General features: G+C 53.2%; 16 protein-coding genes and 1 pseudogene. 11 read left to right on the top strand and 6 right to left on the bottom strand.

Annotated features, from left to right (window positions below):
* Window positions 1-355: 355 nt before the first annotated feature.
* Window positions 356-562, bottom strand: coding sequence for a YbfA family protein (locus tag CJP72_RS17030; protein ID WP_162382539.1), 207 nt, complete (start codon window positions 560-562; stop codon window positions 356-358).
* Window positions 563-873: 311 nt separating this feature from the next.
* Between CJP72_RS17030 and kdpF the strand changes: the two genes are divergently transcribed.
* From kdpF to kdpE, 6 genes are read left to right on the top strand one after another with little or no spacing between them, the layout of a single operon-like run.
* A complete protein-coding gene (gene kdpF, locus CJP72_RS17035) occupies window positions 874-963 on the top strand; it encodes a K(+)-transporting ATPase subunit F (protein ID WP_162382540.1) in 90 nt (29 codons plus the stop codon).
* On the top strand, window positions 963-2,642 hold the full coding sequence (kdpA, locus tag CJP72_RS17040; RefSeq protein ID WP_162382541.1) for a potassium-transporting ATPase subunit KdpA: 1,680 nt from the start codon (window positions 963-965) through the stop codon (window positions 2,640-2,642). Before kdpF ends, kdpA begins: the two co-directional genes overlap by 1 nt.
* A 20-nt stretch (window positions 2,643-2,662) precedes the next feature.
* Complete coding sequence (gene kdpB / locus CJP72_RS17045) at window positions 2,663-4,711, top strand: potassium-transporting ATPase subunit KdpB (RefSeq protein ID WP_162382542.1); 2,049 nt, start codon at window positions 2,663-2,665, stop codon at window positions 4,709-4,711.
* Between the two features lie 8 nt (window positions 4,712-4,719).
* A complete protein-coding gene (kdpC, locus tag CJP72_RS17050) occupies window positions 4,720-5,295 on the top strand; it encodes a potassium-transporting ATPase subunit KdpC (protein ID WP_162382543.1) in 576 nt (191 codons plus the stop codon).
* A gap of 5 nt (window positions 5,296-5,300) precedes the next feature.
* Window positions 5,301-7,985, top strand: coding sequence for a two-component system sensor histidine kinase KdpD (gene kdpD, locus CJP72_RS17055; protein WP_162382544.1), 2,685 nt, complete (start codon window positions 5,301-5,303; stop codon window positions 7,983-7,985).
* Window positions 7,982-8,659: a two-component system response regulator KdpE gene (kdpE, locus tag CJP72_RS17060; protein WP_162382545.1), complete on the top strand. Its 678-nt coding sequence runs from the start codon at window positions 7,982-7,984 to the stop codon at window positions 8,657-8,659. Before kdpD ends, kdpE begins: the two co-directional genes overlap by 4 nt.
* Before the next feature lie 58 nt (window positions 8,660-8,717).
* Here the strand turns inward: kdpE and pgm are convergent, their stop codons facing one another.
* Together pgm and seqA are read right to left on the bottom strand one after the other, a co-directional pair.
* The gene (gene pgm, locus CJP72_RS17065; RefSeq protein ID WP_162382546.1) at window positions 8,718-10,358 is read right to left on the bottom strand and encodes a phosphoglucomutase (alpha-D-glucose-1,6-bisphosphate-dependent); all 1,641 of its coding nucleotides are present in this window, start codon (window positions 10,356-10,358) and stop codon (window positions 8,718-8,720) included.
* A 24-nt stretch (window positions 10,359-10,382) separates the two neighbouring features.
* A complete protein-coding gene (gene seqA / locus CJP72_RS17070) occupies window positions 10,383-10,928 on the bottom strand; it encodes a replication initiation negative regulator SeqA (RefSeq protein ID WP_162382547.1) in 546 nt (181 codons plus the stop codon).
* A 184-nt stretch (window positions 10,929-11,112) separates the two neighbouring features.
* Between seqA and ybfF the strand changes: the two genes are divergently transcribed.
* From ybfF to fur, 5 genes and pseudogenes are all read left to right on the top strand, one after another.
* Window positions 11,113-11,886 carry an esterase gene (ybfF, locus tag CJP72_RS17075; protein WP_162382548.1) on the top strand — a complete coding sequence of 258 codons (774 nt, stop codon included), beginning with the start codon at window positions 11,113-11,115 and terminating at the stop codon, window positions 11,884-11,886.
* A gap of 128 nt (window positions 11,887-12,014) precedes the next feature.
* On the top strand, window positions 12,015-12,308 hold the full coding sequence (gene ybfE, locus CJP72_RS17080) for a LexA regulated protein (protein WP_162382549.1): 294 nt from the start codon (window positions 12,015-12,017) through the stop codon (window positions 12,306-12,308).
* Window positions 12,309-12,458: 150 nt separating this feature from the next.
* The gene (fldA, locus tag CJP72_RS17085; protein WP_167456047.1) at window positions 12,459-12,989 is read left to right on the top strand and encodes a flavodoxin FldA; all 531 of its coding nucleotides are present in this window, start codon (window positions 12,459-12,461) and stop codon (window positions 12,987-12,989) included.
* 209 nt (window positions 12,990-13,198) lie between these two features.
* Window positions 13,199-13,284: pseudogene (locus CJP72_RS25260) on the top strand (fur leader peptide).
* Window positions 13,277-13,723: a ferric iron uptake transcriptional regulator gene (fur, locus tag CJP72_RS17090; RefSeq protein WP_046477500.1), complete on the top strand. Its 447-nt coding sequence runs from the start codon at window positions 13,277-13,279 to the stop codon at window positions 13,721-13,723. Before CJP72_RS25260 ends, fur begins: the two are co-directional and overlap by 8 nt.
* 97 nt (window positions 13,724-13,820) lie before the next feature.
* Here fur and chiQ read toward each other — a convergent pair whose 3' ends face one another.
* The 3 genes from chiQ to glnS all read right to left on the bottom strand — a co-directional run bounded on the left by chiQ (window position 13,821) and on the right by glnS (window position 17,715).
* Window positions 13,821-14,153 (bottom strand): ChiQ/YbfN family lipoprotein, encoded by a 333-nt coding sequence (chiQ, locus tag CJP72_RS17095; RefSeq protein ID WP_162382550.1) that lies wholly within the window; start codon window positions 14,151-14,153, stop codon window positions 13,821-13,823.
* Between the two features lie 49 nt (window positions 14,154-14,202).
* On the bottom strand, window positions 14,203-15,609 hold the full coding sequence (chiP, locus tag CJP72_RS17100; RefSeq protein WP_162382551.1) for a chitoporin ChiP: 1,407 nt from the start codon (window positions 15,607-15,609) through the stop codon (window positions 14,203-14,205).
* A gap of 441 nt (window positions 15,610-16,050) precedes the next feature.
* The gene (glnS, locus tag CJP72_RS17105) at window positions 16,051-17,715 is read right to left on the bottom strand and encodes a glutamine--tRNA ligase (RefSeq protein WP_162382552.1); all 1,665 of its coding nucleotides are present in this window, start codon (window positions 17,713-17,715) and stop codon (window positions 16,051-16,053) included.
* Window positions 17,716-17,841 lie beyond the last annotated feature (126 nt).

The raw sequence follows: 17,841 nt of genomic DNA on the forward strand, positions 1-17,841 counted from the left end.
GAAAATTGCCGACGTGTTTCCGTAAGGCCGGGGGAACCCGCAGGGATGCGGGTTCAGGGCGCGTTTTACAGGGACGTTACCTCGCGCCCGACCCGGTAGCCTGGAGGAATAAACGGAGGGGGACCGCGAAGCGGCAATTTTCCTGCCGGGAGCCGGGATTGTTAAGGGAGCGGCGATAGCTCCCTTAACCCGTTCACGGGGTATGAAATGCCAGAGAAGCGAAGCACATGAAGTGAACGGAACCGTTCGCAAAACCAGCATGTTGCCATTTCAGGGTAAATGCCAATCAGTTTGCCAATGCTTTACCGATTGGCATTACCACAGCATGTGATGGCTTTTATCGAACAACGATCAATTAATAGAAATCACAGGTGGCTTTTTCAGCCTGATCCATCCACACCGGTTTATCACTGGTTTTCGACCAGACACGATGCAGATAGCTATAAAAACGGGCGCGGTCTTTCCAGAACAACATCACCGGCAGCGCCAGTACACCCGCCACAACGGCAAAAGTACGGCGTAACAAGACAATGTGTGCAGGATATTCTTTATAGAGTTCCATACTTTTCTCCCCTTTAACTGGCCGGTGAAACGCACCGGAAAAATGAACTGGGTTAACTGATGAAAATAGTATCGCTTTTCGTGTAATTTTACTACTCATCCGACCACTTATTTTTGGCTATTTAGGCTTTATTTACGTTCTTCGCCGTAATTAAGTTACAAGAAAGTTAAATTAAAACTAACCATTAGTTAAATAATGGTCTTTTTCATTTTTATACTTTTTTTATACTCGCCCCCCGGATTTTTGCGAAATCTTTGCAACCAAAAACCTACCCTCTGGATATCAAAACAAAATGCCACGGGAGGTGCTCTGTGAGTACAGGCGTGATAATCGGCATCGGGCTGGTTTTCTTGTTATTGGTTTATCTGGTGTATGCCTTGATTAATGCGGAGGCATTCTGATGGTTGCTTCAGGATTTTTACTCATTGCCAGCTTTTTACTGGTGCTGTTTGTGGTCGCCAGGCCTTTAGGGGCTGGACTGGCCAGACTTATCAATAATACGCCGCTACCGGGCGTGGGCAGCGTCGAACGCCTGCTCTGGCGGTGTCTGGGTATTTCGACTGAGGAGATGAACTGGCTGCGCTATTTGCAGGCCCTCCTCATGCTGAATTTACTGGGTCTGGCTATCTTATTTTTGATGCTGCTTGGGCAAAACCTGCTGCCGCTCAACCCGCAGCAATTGCCGGGGCTCTCCTGGCATCTGGCGCTGAATACGGCGGTCAGTTTTGTCACCAATACCAACTGGCAGTCTTACAGCGGGGAAACCACCCTGAGCTACTTCAGTCAAATGGTCGGTCTCACGGTACAAAACTTTCTCTCCGCTGCGACCGGTATCGCGGTGATCTTCGCGCTGATCCGCGCCTTTATGCGCCAGAACATCAGCACGCTGGGCAACGCCTGGGTGGATCTGGTCCGCATCACACTGTGGATACTGCTGCCCATTTCACTGCTCATTGCGCTGTTTTTTGTTCAGCAAGGGACACTGCAAAACCTCTCCCCATACCAGCCTTTTGTCACCCTCGAAGGGGTAAAACAGATCTTGCCGATGGGCCCGGTAGCCTCGCAGGAAGCGATAAAAGTACTCGGCACCAACGGCGGTGGGTTCTTCAATGCCAACTCCTCACATCCGTTTGAGAACCCCACAGCACTGACCAACATGGTACAGATGCTGGCGATCTTTTTGATCCCCACCGCGCTGTGCTTTGCGTTTGGCGATGTCGTGGGCGATCGCCGCCAGGGACGCACCCTGCTGTGGGCGATGTCGTTGATTTTTGCGGTCTGCGTGGCGGTGGTGATGTGGGCGGAAGTCCAGGGCAATCCTCATCTGTTGTCGCTGGGCGCTGACAGCAGCATCAACATGGAAGGAAAAGAGAGTCGGTTTGGGATTCTGGCCAGCAGCCTGTTTGCGGTGGTGACAACAGCGGCATCCTGCGGCGCGGTGGTTGCCATGCACGACTCCTTCACCGCTCTGGGCGGTATGGTGCCGATGTGGCTGATGCAGATTGGCGAAGTGGTCTTCGGCGGCGTAGGGTCTGGCCTGTACGGCATGTTGTTGTTTGTGCTGCTGGCGGTATTTATCGCCGGGCTGATGATTGGCCGTACGCCGGAGTATTTGGGGAAAAAAATCGACGTGCGCGAAATGAAAATGACCGCGCTGGCGATTCTGGTCACGCCTGCGCTGGTTTTGCTCGGCACCGCGCTGGCCATGATGACGGACGCCGGACGCAGCGGCATGTTAAACCCGGGTCCGCACGGTTTCAGCGAGGTGCTGTATGCCATCTCGTCTGCCGCAAACAATAACGGTAGCGCCTTCGCAGGCCTGAGCGCCAACACCCCTTTCTGGAACTGCCTGCTGGCTTTCTGCATGTTTATGGGCCGGTTCGGCGTCATTATTCCGGTCATGGCGATTGCCGGTTCGCTGGTGAGTAAAAAAATCCAGCCAGCCAGTCCCGGCACATTACCCACACACGGCGCGTTATTTGTCGGGCTGTTGATCGGTACGGTGCTGCTGGTCGGTGCGTTGACCTTTATTCCTGCTCTGGCGCTGGGTCCAGTGGCAGAACACCTCTCTTTACGTTGAGCGATGTGGAGCACATTGTTATGAGTCGTAAACAACTGGCGCTGTTCGAACCTTCCCTGGTCGCTCAGGCGCTTCTCGATGCCGTGAAAAAGTTAAATCCTCACGCACAATGGCGCAACCCGGTGATGTTCATCGTCTGGATTGGCAGTCTGCTGACTACCCTGATAACGGTGGCCATCGCAACCGGACATATGCCGGGCAACCCGCTATTTACGGGCGCCATCAGCCTGTGGCTATGGGTGACGGTACTGTTCGCCAATTTCGCCGAGGCGCTGGCAGAAGGACGCAGCAAAGCCCAGGCCAATAGCCTGAGAGGCGTCAAAAAAACCGCGTTTGCCCGCAAACTGCGCGAACCGAAATATGGCGCAAAAATGGATCACGTCCCGGCGGATGAACTGCGCAAAGGCGACATTGTGCTGGTAGGAGCAGGCGATATTCTCCCCTGCGACGGAGTGGTGATAGAGGGTGGCGCGTCGGTGGATGAAAGCGCTATCACCGGGGAATCAGCGCCGGTTATCCGTGAGTCTGGCGGCGATTTCGCCTCCGTAACCGGCGGGACGCGTATTCTTTCCGACTGGCTGGTGATTGAATGTAGCGTCAACCCTGGCGAGACATTCCTTGACCGGATGATCGCAATGGTGGAAGGCGCCCAGCGGCGCAAAACGCCCAACGAAATTGCGCTCACCATTCTGCTGATTGCCCTGACCATTGTCTTTTTACTGGCGACAGCCACCCTGTGGCCCTTTAGCGTCTGGGGGGGAAATGCAGTCAGCGTGACGGTACTGGTCGCCCTGCTGGTGTGCCTGATCCCCACCACCATCGGTGGGCTGCTCTCGGCCATCGGGGTCGCAGGGATGAGCCGAATGCTGGGGGCGAATGTGATCGCCACCAGCGGTCGTGCGGTGGAAGGCGCCGGTGACGTAGATGTTTTGCTGCTGGATAAAACCGGCACCATTACCCTCGGCAACCGTCAGGCTTCCGATTTTCTCCCCGCCCAGGGGGTGGACGAAAAAACGCTGGCCGACGCCGCGCAGCTTTCTTCTCTGGCGGATGAAACACCGGAAGGCCGCAGTATCGTCATCCTCGCCAAACAGCGTTTTAATCTGCGCATCCGCGACGTTCAGTCATTGCATGCCACCTTTGTGCCGTTTACCGCTCAAAGCCGCATGAGCGGGATCAATATCGATAACCGAATGATTCGTAAAGGTTCAGTGGATGCGATTCGCCGCCACGTTGAAGCCAACGGCGGTCATTTCCCTGCCGATGTCGAACAAAAGGTGGAAAACGTCGCCCGCCTTGGCGCCACACCGCTGGTGGTTGTCGAAGGCTCCCACGTGCTCGGCGTGATTGCGCTGAAAGATATCGTCAAAGGGGGAATCAAAGAACGCTTCGCCCAACTGCGTAAAATGGGCATCAAAACGGTGATGATCACCGGTGACAACCGTCTGACGGCGGCGGCGATTGCCGCGGAAGCGGGTGTTGATGACTTTCTCGCGGAAGCCACGCCGGAAGCGAAACTGGCGCTGATCCGTCAGTATCAGGCGGAAGGTCGTCTGGTGGCGATGACCGGCGATGGCACCAACGATGCCCCCGCGCTGGCTCAGGCCGACGTCGCGGTGGCGATGAACTCCGGTACCCAGGCAGCGAAAGAAGCGGGCAACATGGTGGATCTGGACTCTAACCCCACCAAGCTGATTGAAGTGGTCCACATTGGTAAACAGATGCTGATGACGCGCGGTTCGCTGACGACGTTCAGTATCGCCAATGACGTAGCGAAGTATTTCGCGATTATTCCGGCGGCTTTTGCTGCGACCTATCCGCAGTTGAATGCCCTTAACGTAATGCACCTGCATTCACCGGATTCCGCGATCCTCAGTGCGGTCATATTTAACGCGCTGATCATTGTTTTTCTGATCCCGCTGGCGCTGAAAGGGGTGAGCTACAAGCCGTTATCCGCTTCAGACATGCTACGCCGCAACTTGTGGATTTATGGTCTGGGCGGTCTGGTTGTGCCTTTTATCGGCATCAAGGTGATTGATTTACTGTTGACCCTGCTGGGTCTGGTGTGAGGTTTCTGATGACTGGGTTACGTCCTGCATTTTCCACATTACTGTTTCTGATCGTTATCACCGGCGGCGTTTATCCGTTGCTGACGACCACCCTGAGCCAGTGGTGGTTCCCTGGCCAGGCCAACGGTTCGCTCATTCGCGATGGCAACAGCGTGCGCGGTTCCGCGCTGATAGGTCAGGCATTTACCGGCACAGGTTATTTTCAGGGACGTCCGTCCGCCACGGCTGAAATGCCCTATAATCCAATGGCTTCGGGTGGCAGCAATCTGGCTGTCAGCAACCCCGAACTGGATAAACAATTGCAGAGCCGTATTGCCGCGTTGCGCGCCGCCAACCCGGATACCAGCCCAACGGTGCCGGTGGAACTGGTGACCGCCTCCGCCAGCGGTCTGGACAACAATCTGACGCCCGCCGCAGTGGCCTGGCAGATCCCGCGCGTCGCGAAAGCGCGTCAGCGTTCTGCTGAGGAGGTGGCGCAACTGGTTGAAAAATATACGCAAAAGCCGCGGGTGAGCTTTATCGGACAACCGGTGGTAAACATTGTTGAACTCAACCTGGCGCTGGATGCGTCACAGGGGCACTAAGCGACATGAACGACGAACCCTTGCGTCCTGATCCGGATCGCCTGCTGGAGCAGACCAGCGCTCCCCACCGGGGAAAGCTGAAAATATTCTTCGGCGCCTGTGCGGGCGTCGGAAAAACATGGGCGATGCTGGCAGAAGCACAGCGGCTACGGGCGCAAGGGCTGGATATCTTGATCGGCGTGGTGGAAACCCACGGACGCAAAGAGACCGCTGCGCTGCTGGAAGGACTCGCCATTCTCCCGCTCAAGCGCCATGCGCATCGTGGCCGGCATATCAGTGAATTTGATCTCGATGCCGCCCTCGCCCGCCGTCCGGCGCTGATATTGATGGATGAACTGGCGCACAGTAACGCGCCAGGCTCACGTCATCCCCGTCGCTGGCAGGATATTGAAGAGTTGCTGGAAGCGGGAATCGACGTTTTTACCACCGTGAACGTTCAGCATCTGGAAAGTCTGAACGATGTCGTCAGCGGCGTGACGGGGATTCACGTCCGTGAAACCGTCCCCGATCCGTTCTTTGATGCAGCCGATGAAGTGGTGATGGTCGACCTCCCTCCTGACGATCTTCGCCAGCGCCTCAACGAAGGCAAAGTCTATATCGCCGGTCAGGCAGAACGGGCGATCGAGCATTTCTTTCGTAAAGGTAATCTCATAGCCCTGCGTGAACTGGCGCTGCGCCGTACCGCCGACCGGGTAGACGACCAGATGCGCGCATGGCGCGACCGTCAGGGGGAAGAAAAGGTCTGGCATACCCGCGATGCCATACTGCTGTGCATCGGACATAATACCGGCAGCGAAAAGCTGGTACGTGCCGCGGCCCGACTGGCCTCACGGCTTGGGAGTATCTGGCATGCAGTGTATGTGGAAACCCCCGCGCTGCACCGGTTGCCGGAAAAAAAACGACGGGCGATCCTCAGCGCCCTGCGACTGGCTCAGGAGTTGGGTGCTGAAACCGCGACGCTCTCCGACCCTGCTGAAGAAAAAGCCGTAGTGCGATATGCCAGAGAACATAATCTCGGCAAAATCGTTATGGGGCGCCCAACCACACGCCGCTGGTGGCGCAGCGACTCCTTTGCCGAGCGACTGGCAAAACGCGCGCCGGACCTGGATCAGGTCATTGTTGCGCTGGATGAACCGCCTGCCCGCACGCTGACGCATACCCATGACACCCGCCCCTTTAAAGACAAATGGCGGGTACAAATCCAGGGCTGCATCGTCGCTGCCGCACTTTGTGCCTTCACTACCCTTATTGCCATGCAGTGGCTGGTGACATTCGACGCCGCTAACCTGGTGATGCTGTATCTGCTGGGTGTGGTGGTGATTGCCCTCTTTTATGGTCGCTGGCCGTCAGTGGTCGCGACCATTATTAACGTTGTCAGCTTTGATCTCTTTTTTATTGCGCCGCTCGGCACCCTCGCCGTGTCAGACGTCCAGTACCTGTTGACCTTTGCCGTGATGCTGACGGTCGGTTTGTTAATAGGGAATCTGACGGCCGGGGTACGTTATCAGGCACGCGTCGCCCGCTACCGGGAACAACGCACCCGCCATCTTTACGAAATGTCGAAAGCGCTGGCCGTCGGGCGTAGCAGGCTGGATATCGCGACCACCAGCGAACAGTTTATCGCCTCCACATTTCAGGCCCGCAGCCAGGTGTTATTGCCCGATGAAAACGGCAAACTAACGCCCCTGACGCTCCAACAGGGTATCACCCCGTGGGATGACGCCATCGCCCAGTGGAGCTTTGATAAAGGCCAACCTGCCGGTGCAGGTACAGATACACTGCCGGGGGTGCCGTATCAGATCCTGCCCTTAAAAAGCGCTGACAAAACGCACGGGTTGATGGTCGTCGAGCCAGACAATCTTCGCCAGTTGATGATCCCTGAACAGCAGCGACTGCTGGAAACATTTACCCTACTGGTCGCCAGCGCGCTTGAACGTCTGACGCTCACGGCCAGGGAAGAACTGGCCCGGCTCGCCAGCGAGCGCGAAAGCCTGCGTAATGCCCTGCTCGCCGCGCTTTCTCATGATTTACGCACACCGTTGACCGTGCTGTTTGGCCAGGCGGAAATCCTGACCCTCGATCTGGCGAGCGAAGGATCACCCCATGCCCGCCAGGCCAACGAGATCCGCCAGCATGTGCTCAACACCACACGGCTGGTCAATAATCTGCTGGATATGGCGCGCATTCAGTCTGGTGGGTTTAATCTTAAGAAGGAATGGCTGACGCTGGAAGAAGTGGTTGGCAGCGCACTGCAAATGCTGGAGCCGGGATTGACCCATCCGATCAATCTTTCGCTGCCGGAGCCGCTCACGCTCATTCATGTAGATGGCCCGCTGTTTGAACGTGTGCTGATCAATCTGCTGGAAAATGCCGTCAAATACGCGGGCGCGCAGGCAACGATCGGCATTGACGCTCACATTGAGGAGGGCCGCCTGACGCTGGATGTGTGGGATAATGGCGCAGGCATCCCGCAAGGGCAAGAGCTCAGCATCTTTGATAAGTTCGCCCGCGGGAATAAAGAGTCCACGGTGCCGGGCGTTGGACTGGGGCTGGCAATTTGTCAGGCGATTGTCGAAATACATGGCGGCACCATTGCGGCGCAGAATCGACCGCAGGGCGGTGCCTGCTTCCGTGTTACACTGCCACAAGAGTCTCCCCCTGAACTTGAAGATTTTCATGAGGATATGTGACAAACGTTCTGATTGTTGAAGATGAGCAAGCCATTCGCCGTTTTCTGCGTACCGCGCTGGAAGGCGACGGGCTGCGTGTCTATGAAGCCGATACGCTGCAGCGCGGCTTGCTGGAGGCCGCAACGCGAAAACCCGACCTGATCATTCTCGATCTTGGCTTACCGGATGGCGACGGTATTGATTTTATTCGCGATCTGCGTCAATGGAGCGTTATCCCCGTCATCGTGCTTTCTGCCCGCAGTGAAGAGAGCGACAAAATCGCCGCGCTGGATGCCGGTGCCGATGATTATCTGAGTAAACCCTTTGGCATTGGCGAACTGCAGGCGCGTTTACGTGTCGCGTTACGTCGCCATTCCGCCAGCCCTTCCCCTGATCCCATCGTCTGTTTTTCCGACGTGAAGGTGGATCTGACCTCAAGACTTGTGCATCACGGCGATGAAGAGATCCACCTGACGCCGATTGAATTTCGCCTGCTGGCGGTGATGTTGAATAACGCGGGCAAAGTGTTAACCCAGCGACAGTTGTTGAATCAGGTCTGGGGGCCAAATGCCGTCGAACACAGCCACTATCTGCGTATTTATATGGGGCATTTACGTCAGAAGCTGGAGCAGGATCCCGCCCGCCCCCGTCACTTTATTACCGAGACGGGAATCGGTTATCGGTTTATGCCATGAGAATGGGATAAAAAAAGGAGCCATATTGGCTCCTTTCTTCGTTTAAGCAATTGTGTGTTTAGGCGTTTTTCAGCACTTCACTCACAATTTCAACGGCTTCTTTCTCGATCTGTTTGCGATGTTCTTCACCGAGGAAACTTTCACAGTAGATCTTGTAAGCGTCTTCAGTACCAGACGGACGCGCGGCAAACCAGCCGTTGTCAGTCATCACTTTCAGACCGCCAATGGATGCGCCATTACCGGGCGCTGCTGTCAGACGCGCCGTGATCGGATCGCCCGCAAGCATGCTGGCGCTGACCATTTCCGGGGACAGTTTGGACAATGCCGCTTTCTGAGCTGACGTTGCACCAGCCTGCAAACGGTTATAGCTCGGCGCGCCAAAGCGAGCCGCCAGTTCGTTGTAGTGCTCTTGCGGGTTTTTACCGGTGACTGCGGTGATTTCCGCCGCCAGCAGACACATAATGATGCCGTCTTTGTCAGTGGACCACGGCGTACCGTCAAAACGCAGGAAAGATGCCCCTGCGCTCTCTTCGCCACCGAAACCGAAGCTGCCGTCGAACAGACCGTCAACAAACCATTTGAAACCGACTGGCACTTCCACCAATTTACGGCCCAAATCGTTCACCACACGGTCAATCATCGCAGAGGACACCAATGTTTTACCAACGGCGACATCTTTGCCCCACTGCGGACGATGCTGGAACAGATAGTTGATGGCGACTGCCAGGTAATGGTTCGGGTTCATCAGCCCTGCCGGAGTAACGATGCCGTGACGGTCATAGTCCGGATCGTTGGCAAACGCCAGATCGAACTTATCGCGCAGTGCCAACAGACCCGCCATCGCACATTCGGAGGAGCAGTCCATACGGATCGCGCCGTCTTTATCCAGGTGCATAAAGCGGAAAGTCTGATCAACCTGATCGTTCACGATGGTCAGGTTAAGCTTGTAATGCTCAGCGATACGCTTCCAGTATTCGATACCAGAGCCGCCCAGCGGATCAACGCCCAGCGTCAGACCCGCTTTCTGAATCGCCGCCATATCGACGATATCCGCCAGCCCTTCAACGAACGGCTGTACCAGATCCTGCTCTTTTACATGGCCGGAGCTCATTGCCGCATCCAGTGACATGCGCTTCACGCCTTTCAGACCATCCGCGAGCAGCGCGTTAGCCCTGTCTTCCACCACTTTGGTGACGTTGGTATCTGCCGGGCCGCCATTGGGTGGATTGTATTTAATACCGCCATCTTCCGGCGGGTTGTGGGACGGCGTAATCACGATGCCGTCAGCCAGCGGACCGCCTTTTTTGTTATGGACCAGGATCGCATTCGAAACTGCAGGCGTCGGCGTAAAGCCGTTGTTTTCCTGAACAATGACATCGACACCGTTCGCCGCCAGCACTTCCAGAACGGAAATAAAGGCAGGTTCGGACAACGCGTGAGTATCTTTACCCACATAGCAAGGGCCAGTGATGCCGTTTTTCGCGCGCTCTTCAGCAATCGCCTGGGCTATGGCCAGGATGTGCAGTTCATTAAAACTATGGCGACCGGCGCTGCCGCGATGCCCGGAAGTTCCGAACTTCACCGCATGCTCCGCATTCCCTGCTTCTGGTTTCAATACATAGTATTGCGCCGTCAGTTGGGCGACATTAATTAAATCACTCTGTTGCGCAGGCTGACCTGCACGCTTATGGATTGCCATTGCCTGGTCCTTTTTATGCAACGATTAGATTGTTCCGCAAACCTTTTCAATCAATTCCGCCGGGAATTGCATTGATTGCATGATGTGTTCAATCATGCTGCATTTGCGGCCGGTGTTAGTGTTGGTGATCACCCAATACGGCGTGCCTAGCACGTGTTTCGGCTTGGTTTGATTACCATTTTTCAGCAGAGTCTGCTCGTCTGCCGCAAAATAGACACGCGTACGACCGTGCAACGAATCCGTCGCTTCAGCAAACGCGTTGTTGTCCAGTGAGTAAAGTGTAGACAGCACCAGCATAAAGCGATTTACCGCTTTCTTCTGCTCCGCGTATTCATCGGACAGCAGAAGCTCACGCATGGCGCGCACTTTATCTTTTACGGGGTTGACCGGCTTCGTTTCAACGATAGCGGGTTGCGCTACGCGCACCTCTTTCGCCGTCGGAGCGACAGGCTGTGATGCGGCGGAAAATTTCAACATACGCCGTAAAATGTCGGATGCGCTCTCGCCAATATGCTTGGTGTGGCTGGCAATATAGCTATAGAGTTCATCATCAACTTCAATCGTTTTCATCTTAATCCAGTACGGTGTCTTATCTGAATACAAGTCGTTGGGATTATAGGGACAAATCCCAACAGCGGATAGCGTCAAGCCAGGCTGTCAGAAAAACTCGGAGTAAACCGTAGTTGTTGCAGCCCCGTGGCAGAATGGTCAACATAATACCCTAACCCGACAGAGCGAAAAAAAGAACTTTGCCATGAAATTGAACATCCGAGCGCAATCTGCACAAAAGCTGCACAATAATTCTCCCATCGTCCTTGTTCACGGCTTATTTGGTAGCCTTGATAACCTCGGCATACTGGCGCGTGATCTTGTACAGGATCACGACATCATCCAGGTTGATATGCGTAACCACGGTCTTTCTCCCCGTTCACCGGAGATGAATTACCCGGCGATGGCGCAGGATCTGCTGGATACTCTGGATGCCGCGAATATCGAAAAAGCCACCTTCATTGGTCATTCAATGGGTGGAAAAGCCGTCATGGCGCTGACCGCACTGGCGCCGGATCGTATTGATCAACTGGTGGCGATTGATATTGCGCCCGTTGATTATCACGTTCGCCGTCACGATGAGATTTTTGCCGCGATCAACGCAGTCACCGAATCTGACGCGCAAACACGCCAGCAGGCGGCGGCAGTCATGCGTCAGCATCTACAGGAAGAAGGCGTTATCCAGTTCCTGTTAAAGTCGTATGTCGATGGCGAGTGGCGCTTTAACGTGCCCGTGTTGTGGGAGCAGTACCCGCATATCGTGGGATGGGAAACCATTCCAGCCTGGGATCATCCGGCATTATTTATCCCTGGCGGCAATTCCCCCTACGTCACCGAAGCCTATCGCAACGACCTACTCACACAATTTCCTCAGGCCCGGGCGCATGTGATTGCGGGCGCCGGCCACTGGGTGCATGCAGAAAAACCGGATGCTGTGCTACGCGCTATACGCCGGTATCTGGCGGATAAGGCTAACTGATTAAAAACTCAGCGTCCGCGCGCGATTACGTGCGTGGGCGTTGGCGTGCCTCACTCGCTGATGTATGATGGCGCGCTATCCATCCGGGCATACGCCTGGCTGATTGTTTCCCCGAAGTCACCAAAATCATGGCCAAAGAACAAACGGACCGTACGACATTAGATCTGTTCGCGCACGAGCGTCGCCCGGGACGACCCAAAACCAATCCGCTTTCGCGTGATGAACAGCTACGCATTAATAAGCGTAATCAGCTTAAACGCGACAAGGTTCGTGGGCTTAAGCGTGTCGAACTGAAGCTAAATGCTGATGCCGTGGATGCGCTTAATGAACTGGCAGATGCACGCAATATGAGCCGCAGTGAGCTCATTGAAGAGATGCTGACAAACCAGCTTATCTCGCTGCGTGGCCAGGGGTCTGTCTGAATTTCTGCTCTAAATCATAAATCGTGTAGCACAGAGTGCAGTCCTGTGTGTTTGCTGTTTCCGCATACCTGACTGATCTGCTATGATTGCCCTTATCCGTGGGCAATACGCCACCACCATTTCAATAAGTTTCAAGAGGTTATTTTACTCATGGCAATCACTGGCATCTTTTTCGGCAGCGACACAGGTAATACCGAAAATATCGCAAAAATGATTCAAAAACAGCTTGGTAAAGACGTTGCCGATGTTCATGACATTGCGAAAAGCAGCAAAGAAGACCTGGAAGGGTATGACATTCTGCTGTTAGGTATTCCGACCTGGTACTACGGTGAAGCCCAGTGCGACTGGGATGACTTTTTCCCGACCCTCGAAGACATTGATTTCAATGGTAAACTGGTAGCTCTGTTTGGTTGCGGCGATCAGGAAGACTACGCAGAGTACTTCTGCGATGCGCTGGGCACCATCCGCGACATTATCGAACCGCGCGGCGCGACCATCGTAGGTCACTGGCCAACCGCAGGCTATCACTTCGAAGCCTCTAAAGGTCTTGCTGATGACGATCATTTTGTCGGTCTGGCTATCGACGAAGACCGTCAGCCAGAATTGACTGCTGAGCGCGTTGAAAAGTGGGTTAAACAGATTTCTGCCGAACTGCATCTCGACGAGATCATCAACGCCTGATTTCGTGCGGCGCAGAAACCATCTGCGCCGCATCAATAGATAAAACCAATCAAAATAATTGCTACAAATTTGTAACTTTCCTGCCCATCCCTGTACAATGTTCGGGTGTTATTCTGGTATTGCACAGTGTGATTGTAGGCAGTACCACGTTTTGATTAATAATATTTGCCCGAGGCTTGCAGTTTTCATTTAGACATGGCAGTTCTATAATGATACGCATTCTCTCAAGTGCAATTTCTGTCACTTCTTTAATGAAGTGAATCGTTTAGCAACAGGACAGATTCCGCATGACTGACAACAATACCGCATTAAAGAAGGCTGGCCTGAAAGTAACGCTTCCTCGTTTAAAAATTCTGGAAGTTCTTCAGGAACCGGAAAACCATCACGTCAGTGCGGAAGATTTGTATAAACGTCTGATCGACATGGGTGAAGAAATTGGTCTGGCGACCGTGTATCGCGTGCTGAACCAATTCGATGACGCCGGTATCGTGACTCGCCATAATTTTGAAGGCGGCAAGTCCGTTTTTGAGCTGACCCAACAGCATCATCATGATCATCTTATTTGCCTCGATTGTGGCAAAGTGATCGAGTTCAGCGATGATTCTATCGAAGCGCGTCAACGTGAGATTGCGGCTAAACATGGTATTCGTTTAACCAACCATAGCCTCTATCTTTACGGTCACTGCGCTGAAGGCGATTGCCGCGAAGACGAACACGCGCACGACGCAAAGTGATGCTCTCTCCCAAAGCGCCAACCCTCTGATTGGCGCTTTTATAGAGATAAAAAAAGACCCGCTATCAACGCGGGTCTTTTTTATCCAGTGAACACATTTACTGCATTGTGTTTTTACTGCGAATTTCTTTCCAGATTTTGTCGCAATCGGCATTTACCGCCTGACCATTGCCCGTGCGTGTAGCCTGAATACATTGCTGGTAGTCCAGTACCCGCACGCTCTCTTCATTAGCAAACTGCTTATGCTGGTCTTCTTTTTTCAGCACATTTAATACGCTTTGACAGGCTTCGATTTTTTCCGGTGAACCTTGCGCGGTATTAATACATGCGCTGTATGCCTCTTTAAGACGACTATCTTCCTTTGGCGCGGGAGATTGCGCGCAGGCCACCAGTCCTGACGCCATAATGGCGATGAGTAGCATTTTTTTCATACAACCGTCCTCAACAGCGCGACAGAGAAACACTCTGCCGCGACTGGCATCAGAAAATGGTGAATGGTGCGATAACCATGAACTTCACGTCACGCTCATCCTGGAAGATGTTGCCATAACCACCGCTCCAGCTCGGAATGTCGGAGTGGTTGTCATACTCGGTGAAGTGCAGTTTAAACATGGTGCCCTTGGCACGCCCATCCTGCAGGGTATACACCGCATCGAGACTGTAGGAAGATTCTTCGATGGTTTTGTTTTTGTCGTAGTAAGCATCCGGGTTACTCTGCCAGGTAGATGGTTTTGCATCCCAGGCATAGACGTACGACGCTCCCAGCGCCCACCCTGGCAGATTCCAGTTCTTCAGATCATACATCGCGCCGAAGAAGACCGCTTTTTCGCCGTTGGCGTTAAAGTCGGAACGGTTATCCCACCAGATATCCAGACGACCGTTTGAGGAAGCGTAGGTCGGCGTCATACGCTGCAAGAAGTAGCCCTGCTGCCCGTCTGCTTTAACCCAGGTTCCTTCCAGACGCAGATCAACCACTTCCGCCACTTTGTAACCGAAAGTCAGAGCCTGCAGCCATGCAGTGCCGTCATAGATGTCGCTCAAACTGCGATCATCAACTTTGTCGCGTGCGCCGTAGAACTGGTAACTGGTGGTAAGTGGATTTCCGCCCAGATCGAGTTTGTAGCTGGCTTTAGCAAAGTACTGATCGACATACCCCTCAGACTGACCAAAAGCAGCCTCAAGAATAAAGTCATTTTTGAAATCGTATTTTGCGCCAACGGAGTGGAGGTAATCGACTTTGGTCTTTTTATCAGCCTGATAGAATTTATCCACTTCAATGTGCCACGGCGCTTTATATTCGTTGGCCCACATGTAGGAGAAACTCAACGCCCCGGCATCACCGTAATCAAAGTTAGCTCCGGCTTCTGCCCCTTGATAGGTACCAGGCATAAAGCTCCAGTGCGGTGCTAACAGCGTCTGTCCGGTCGGCTGAATATACCCGGCACGTGCCCAGGTCGGGCCATACTTAAATTTTGCCGCGGCTTTATAGAGGCTGACGCCACTCTTATCACCCGAGTAATCTTCGTCATAGCCTTTATTTTTTTTCGAGAATGCAATTTCGTTGGGGTGTCCGCTTTCGTCACTTTCCGCCATTTCAATTGCAGTAAACGCTGCAATATCCAGACCGAACATATCCGCCGCATAACCCGACTGGAAATCCAGGTTGGCGTTCCAGGTCGCGTGTGAAAGGTTGGTTTTGTATTTGTCTTCATCAGTGACATCTTTACGGTCTCGCTCACGCTGCCAGTAATAAATGCCACCGGTTAAGGTCGAATCGTCGATAAAGCCCGCGGCGTTTGCCTGCGGCGCACCCATCCAACCCGACATTGCTGTGATACCGGCAATAGCCAGCGCCAGCGTACTACGTTTGCCACTAAACGTACGCATAAGTTGATCCTCTTTGACGTATAAATTGCTGCCACCAAAAGCGAACAGCTAAAAATAAAAAATAGCGCTGAGAAAACCTCATTGACTATAGTGAACAGACTATTTTTCGCGACGCGAATTATCAATCTCTTTCTGTAACCAGAATGTAATACTATGAGCGACCGCACATATTTAATTGCTTTTTGTTACACATTTATCAAATGCGAAAAATTATCATCAGAATACAAAATCACTTTGTTTTCCATGAAGATGAAAACGGTTACAGCGTTAAAAGTAGCCACAGCCCCATCTTCTGAGCACATTCATCAAAAAATCTTTTATCAGATTAATATTTTTTTAGGTGCAATTAATTCGCTCTGCAAACAGAGGATCTGGCGGAAACTAAGCGAAAAAAAACGCCGCGAAGCGCGGCGTTAGTCAGATGGGATTGTGTCGAGTGGCTTATTCGCCGACTTTAGCCCATGTATCACGTAAACCGACTGTACGGTTAAATACCAGTTTGTCAGCCGTTGCATAGCGGCTGTCGAGGCAGAAGTATCCCTCACGCTCGAACTGGAAGGCTTTACCCGCAACTGCAGCCTTCAGCGACGGTTCTGCGTAGCCCTGTTTAATCACCAGCGATTCCGGGTTCATCGCCGACAGGAAATCTTCCGCCGCGCCTGGGTTTGGTACGCTGAAAAGGCGATCGTACAAACGAATTTCAACCGGCAATGCGTGCGCCGCACTCACCCAGTGAATTACGCCTTTTACTTTACGACCGTCAGCCGGATCCTTGCTCAGGGTGTCTGCATCATAGGTACAGAAGATGGTGGTGATATGACCTTCCGCATCTTTCTCTACACGCTCTGCTTTGATGACATACGCATTACGCAGGCGGACTTCTTTCCCCATCACCAAACGTTTGTACTGTTTGTTGGCTTCTTCGCGGAAGTCAGCACGATCGATCCAGATCTCACCGCTGAACGGGACTTCACGGCTGCCCATTTCCGGTTTGTTCGGATGGTTAGGCATGGTGACCATTTCACCTTCGCCCTGGTAGTTTTCGATAACCAGTTTCACCGGATCGATAACCGCCATCGCACGCGGCGCGTTTTCGTTCAGATCTTCGCGGATGCAGGATTCCAGCGACGCCATCTCAATGGTGTTGTCCTGCTTGGTGACGCCGATGCGTTTGCAGAACTCACGAATCGCGGCAGCCGTGTAACCCCGGCGGCGCAGACCAGAAATCGTCGGCATGCGCGGGTCATCCCAGCCTTCTACGTGCTTTTCAGTCACCAGCTGATTCAGCTTACGTTTGGACATCACGGTATATTCCAGATTCAGGCGCGAGAATTCATACTGGCGCGGGTGAACCGGGATTGTGATGTTGTCCAGCACCCAGTCGTACAGGCGACGGTTGTCCTGGAATTCCAGCGTACATAAGGAGTGCGTAATGCCTTCCAGTGCATCGCTGATGCAGTGAGTGAAGTCATACATCGGGTAGATGCACCACTTGCTGCCCGTCTGATGATGATCGGCAAATTTAATGCGATACAGCACCGGATCGCGCATGACGATAAACGGCGAAGCCATATCAATTTTGGCGCGCAGGCACGCGTTACCTTCTTCAAAACCGCCAGCTCGCATTTTCTCAAACAGCGCGAGGTTCTCTTCTACACTGCGATCGCGGAACGGGCTGTTTTTGCCAGGCGCTGTCAGCGTACCGCGGTATTCGCGGATCTCATCAGCAGACAATTCGTCAACATAGGCCAGGCCTTTGTTGATCAGCTCCACGGCATACGCATACAGTTGATCAAAGTAATCTGAGGAGTAGCAGATGTCGCCAGACCAGTTGAACCCCAACCATTGCACATCGTTCTTAATAGATTCTACGTATTCGATATCTTCTTTTACCGGGTTGGTATCATCGAAACGCAGGTTGCATTGACCCTGGTAATCTTGCGCGATACCAAAGTTCAGGCAGATAGATTTGGCGTGACCGATGTGCAGGTAGCCATTCGGTTCCGGCGGGAAACGGGTATGAACTGTGGTGTGCTTACCACTGGCCAGATCTTCATCGATGATCTGACGAATAAAGTTAGTCGGGCGGGCTTCAGCCTCACTCATCGTGGATTCCTCAAAGCGTAAACAACGTATAACGGCATATGATCTTATAAGCCGGACAGACTGACAACCTTTAGTTACTTAAAATACGTATCAGACTGACATTATGGGATCGATTGCTGCAAAAAA

The organism is Citrobacter sp. NCU1, assembly GCF_010231475.1.
GTDB lineage: Bacteria > Pseudomonadota > Gammaproteobacteria > Enterobacterales > Enterobacteriaceae > Citrobacter_D.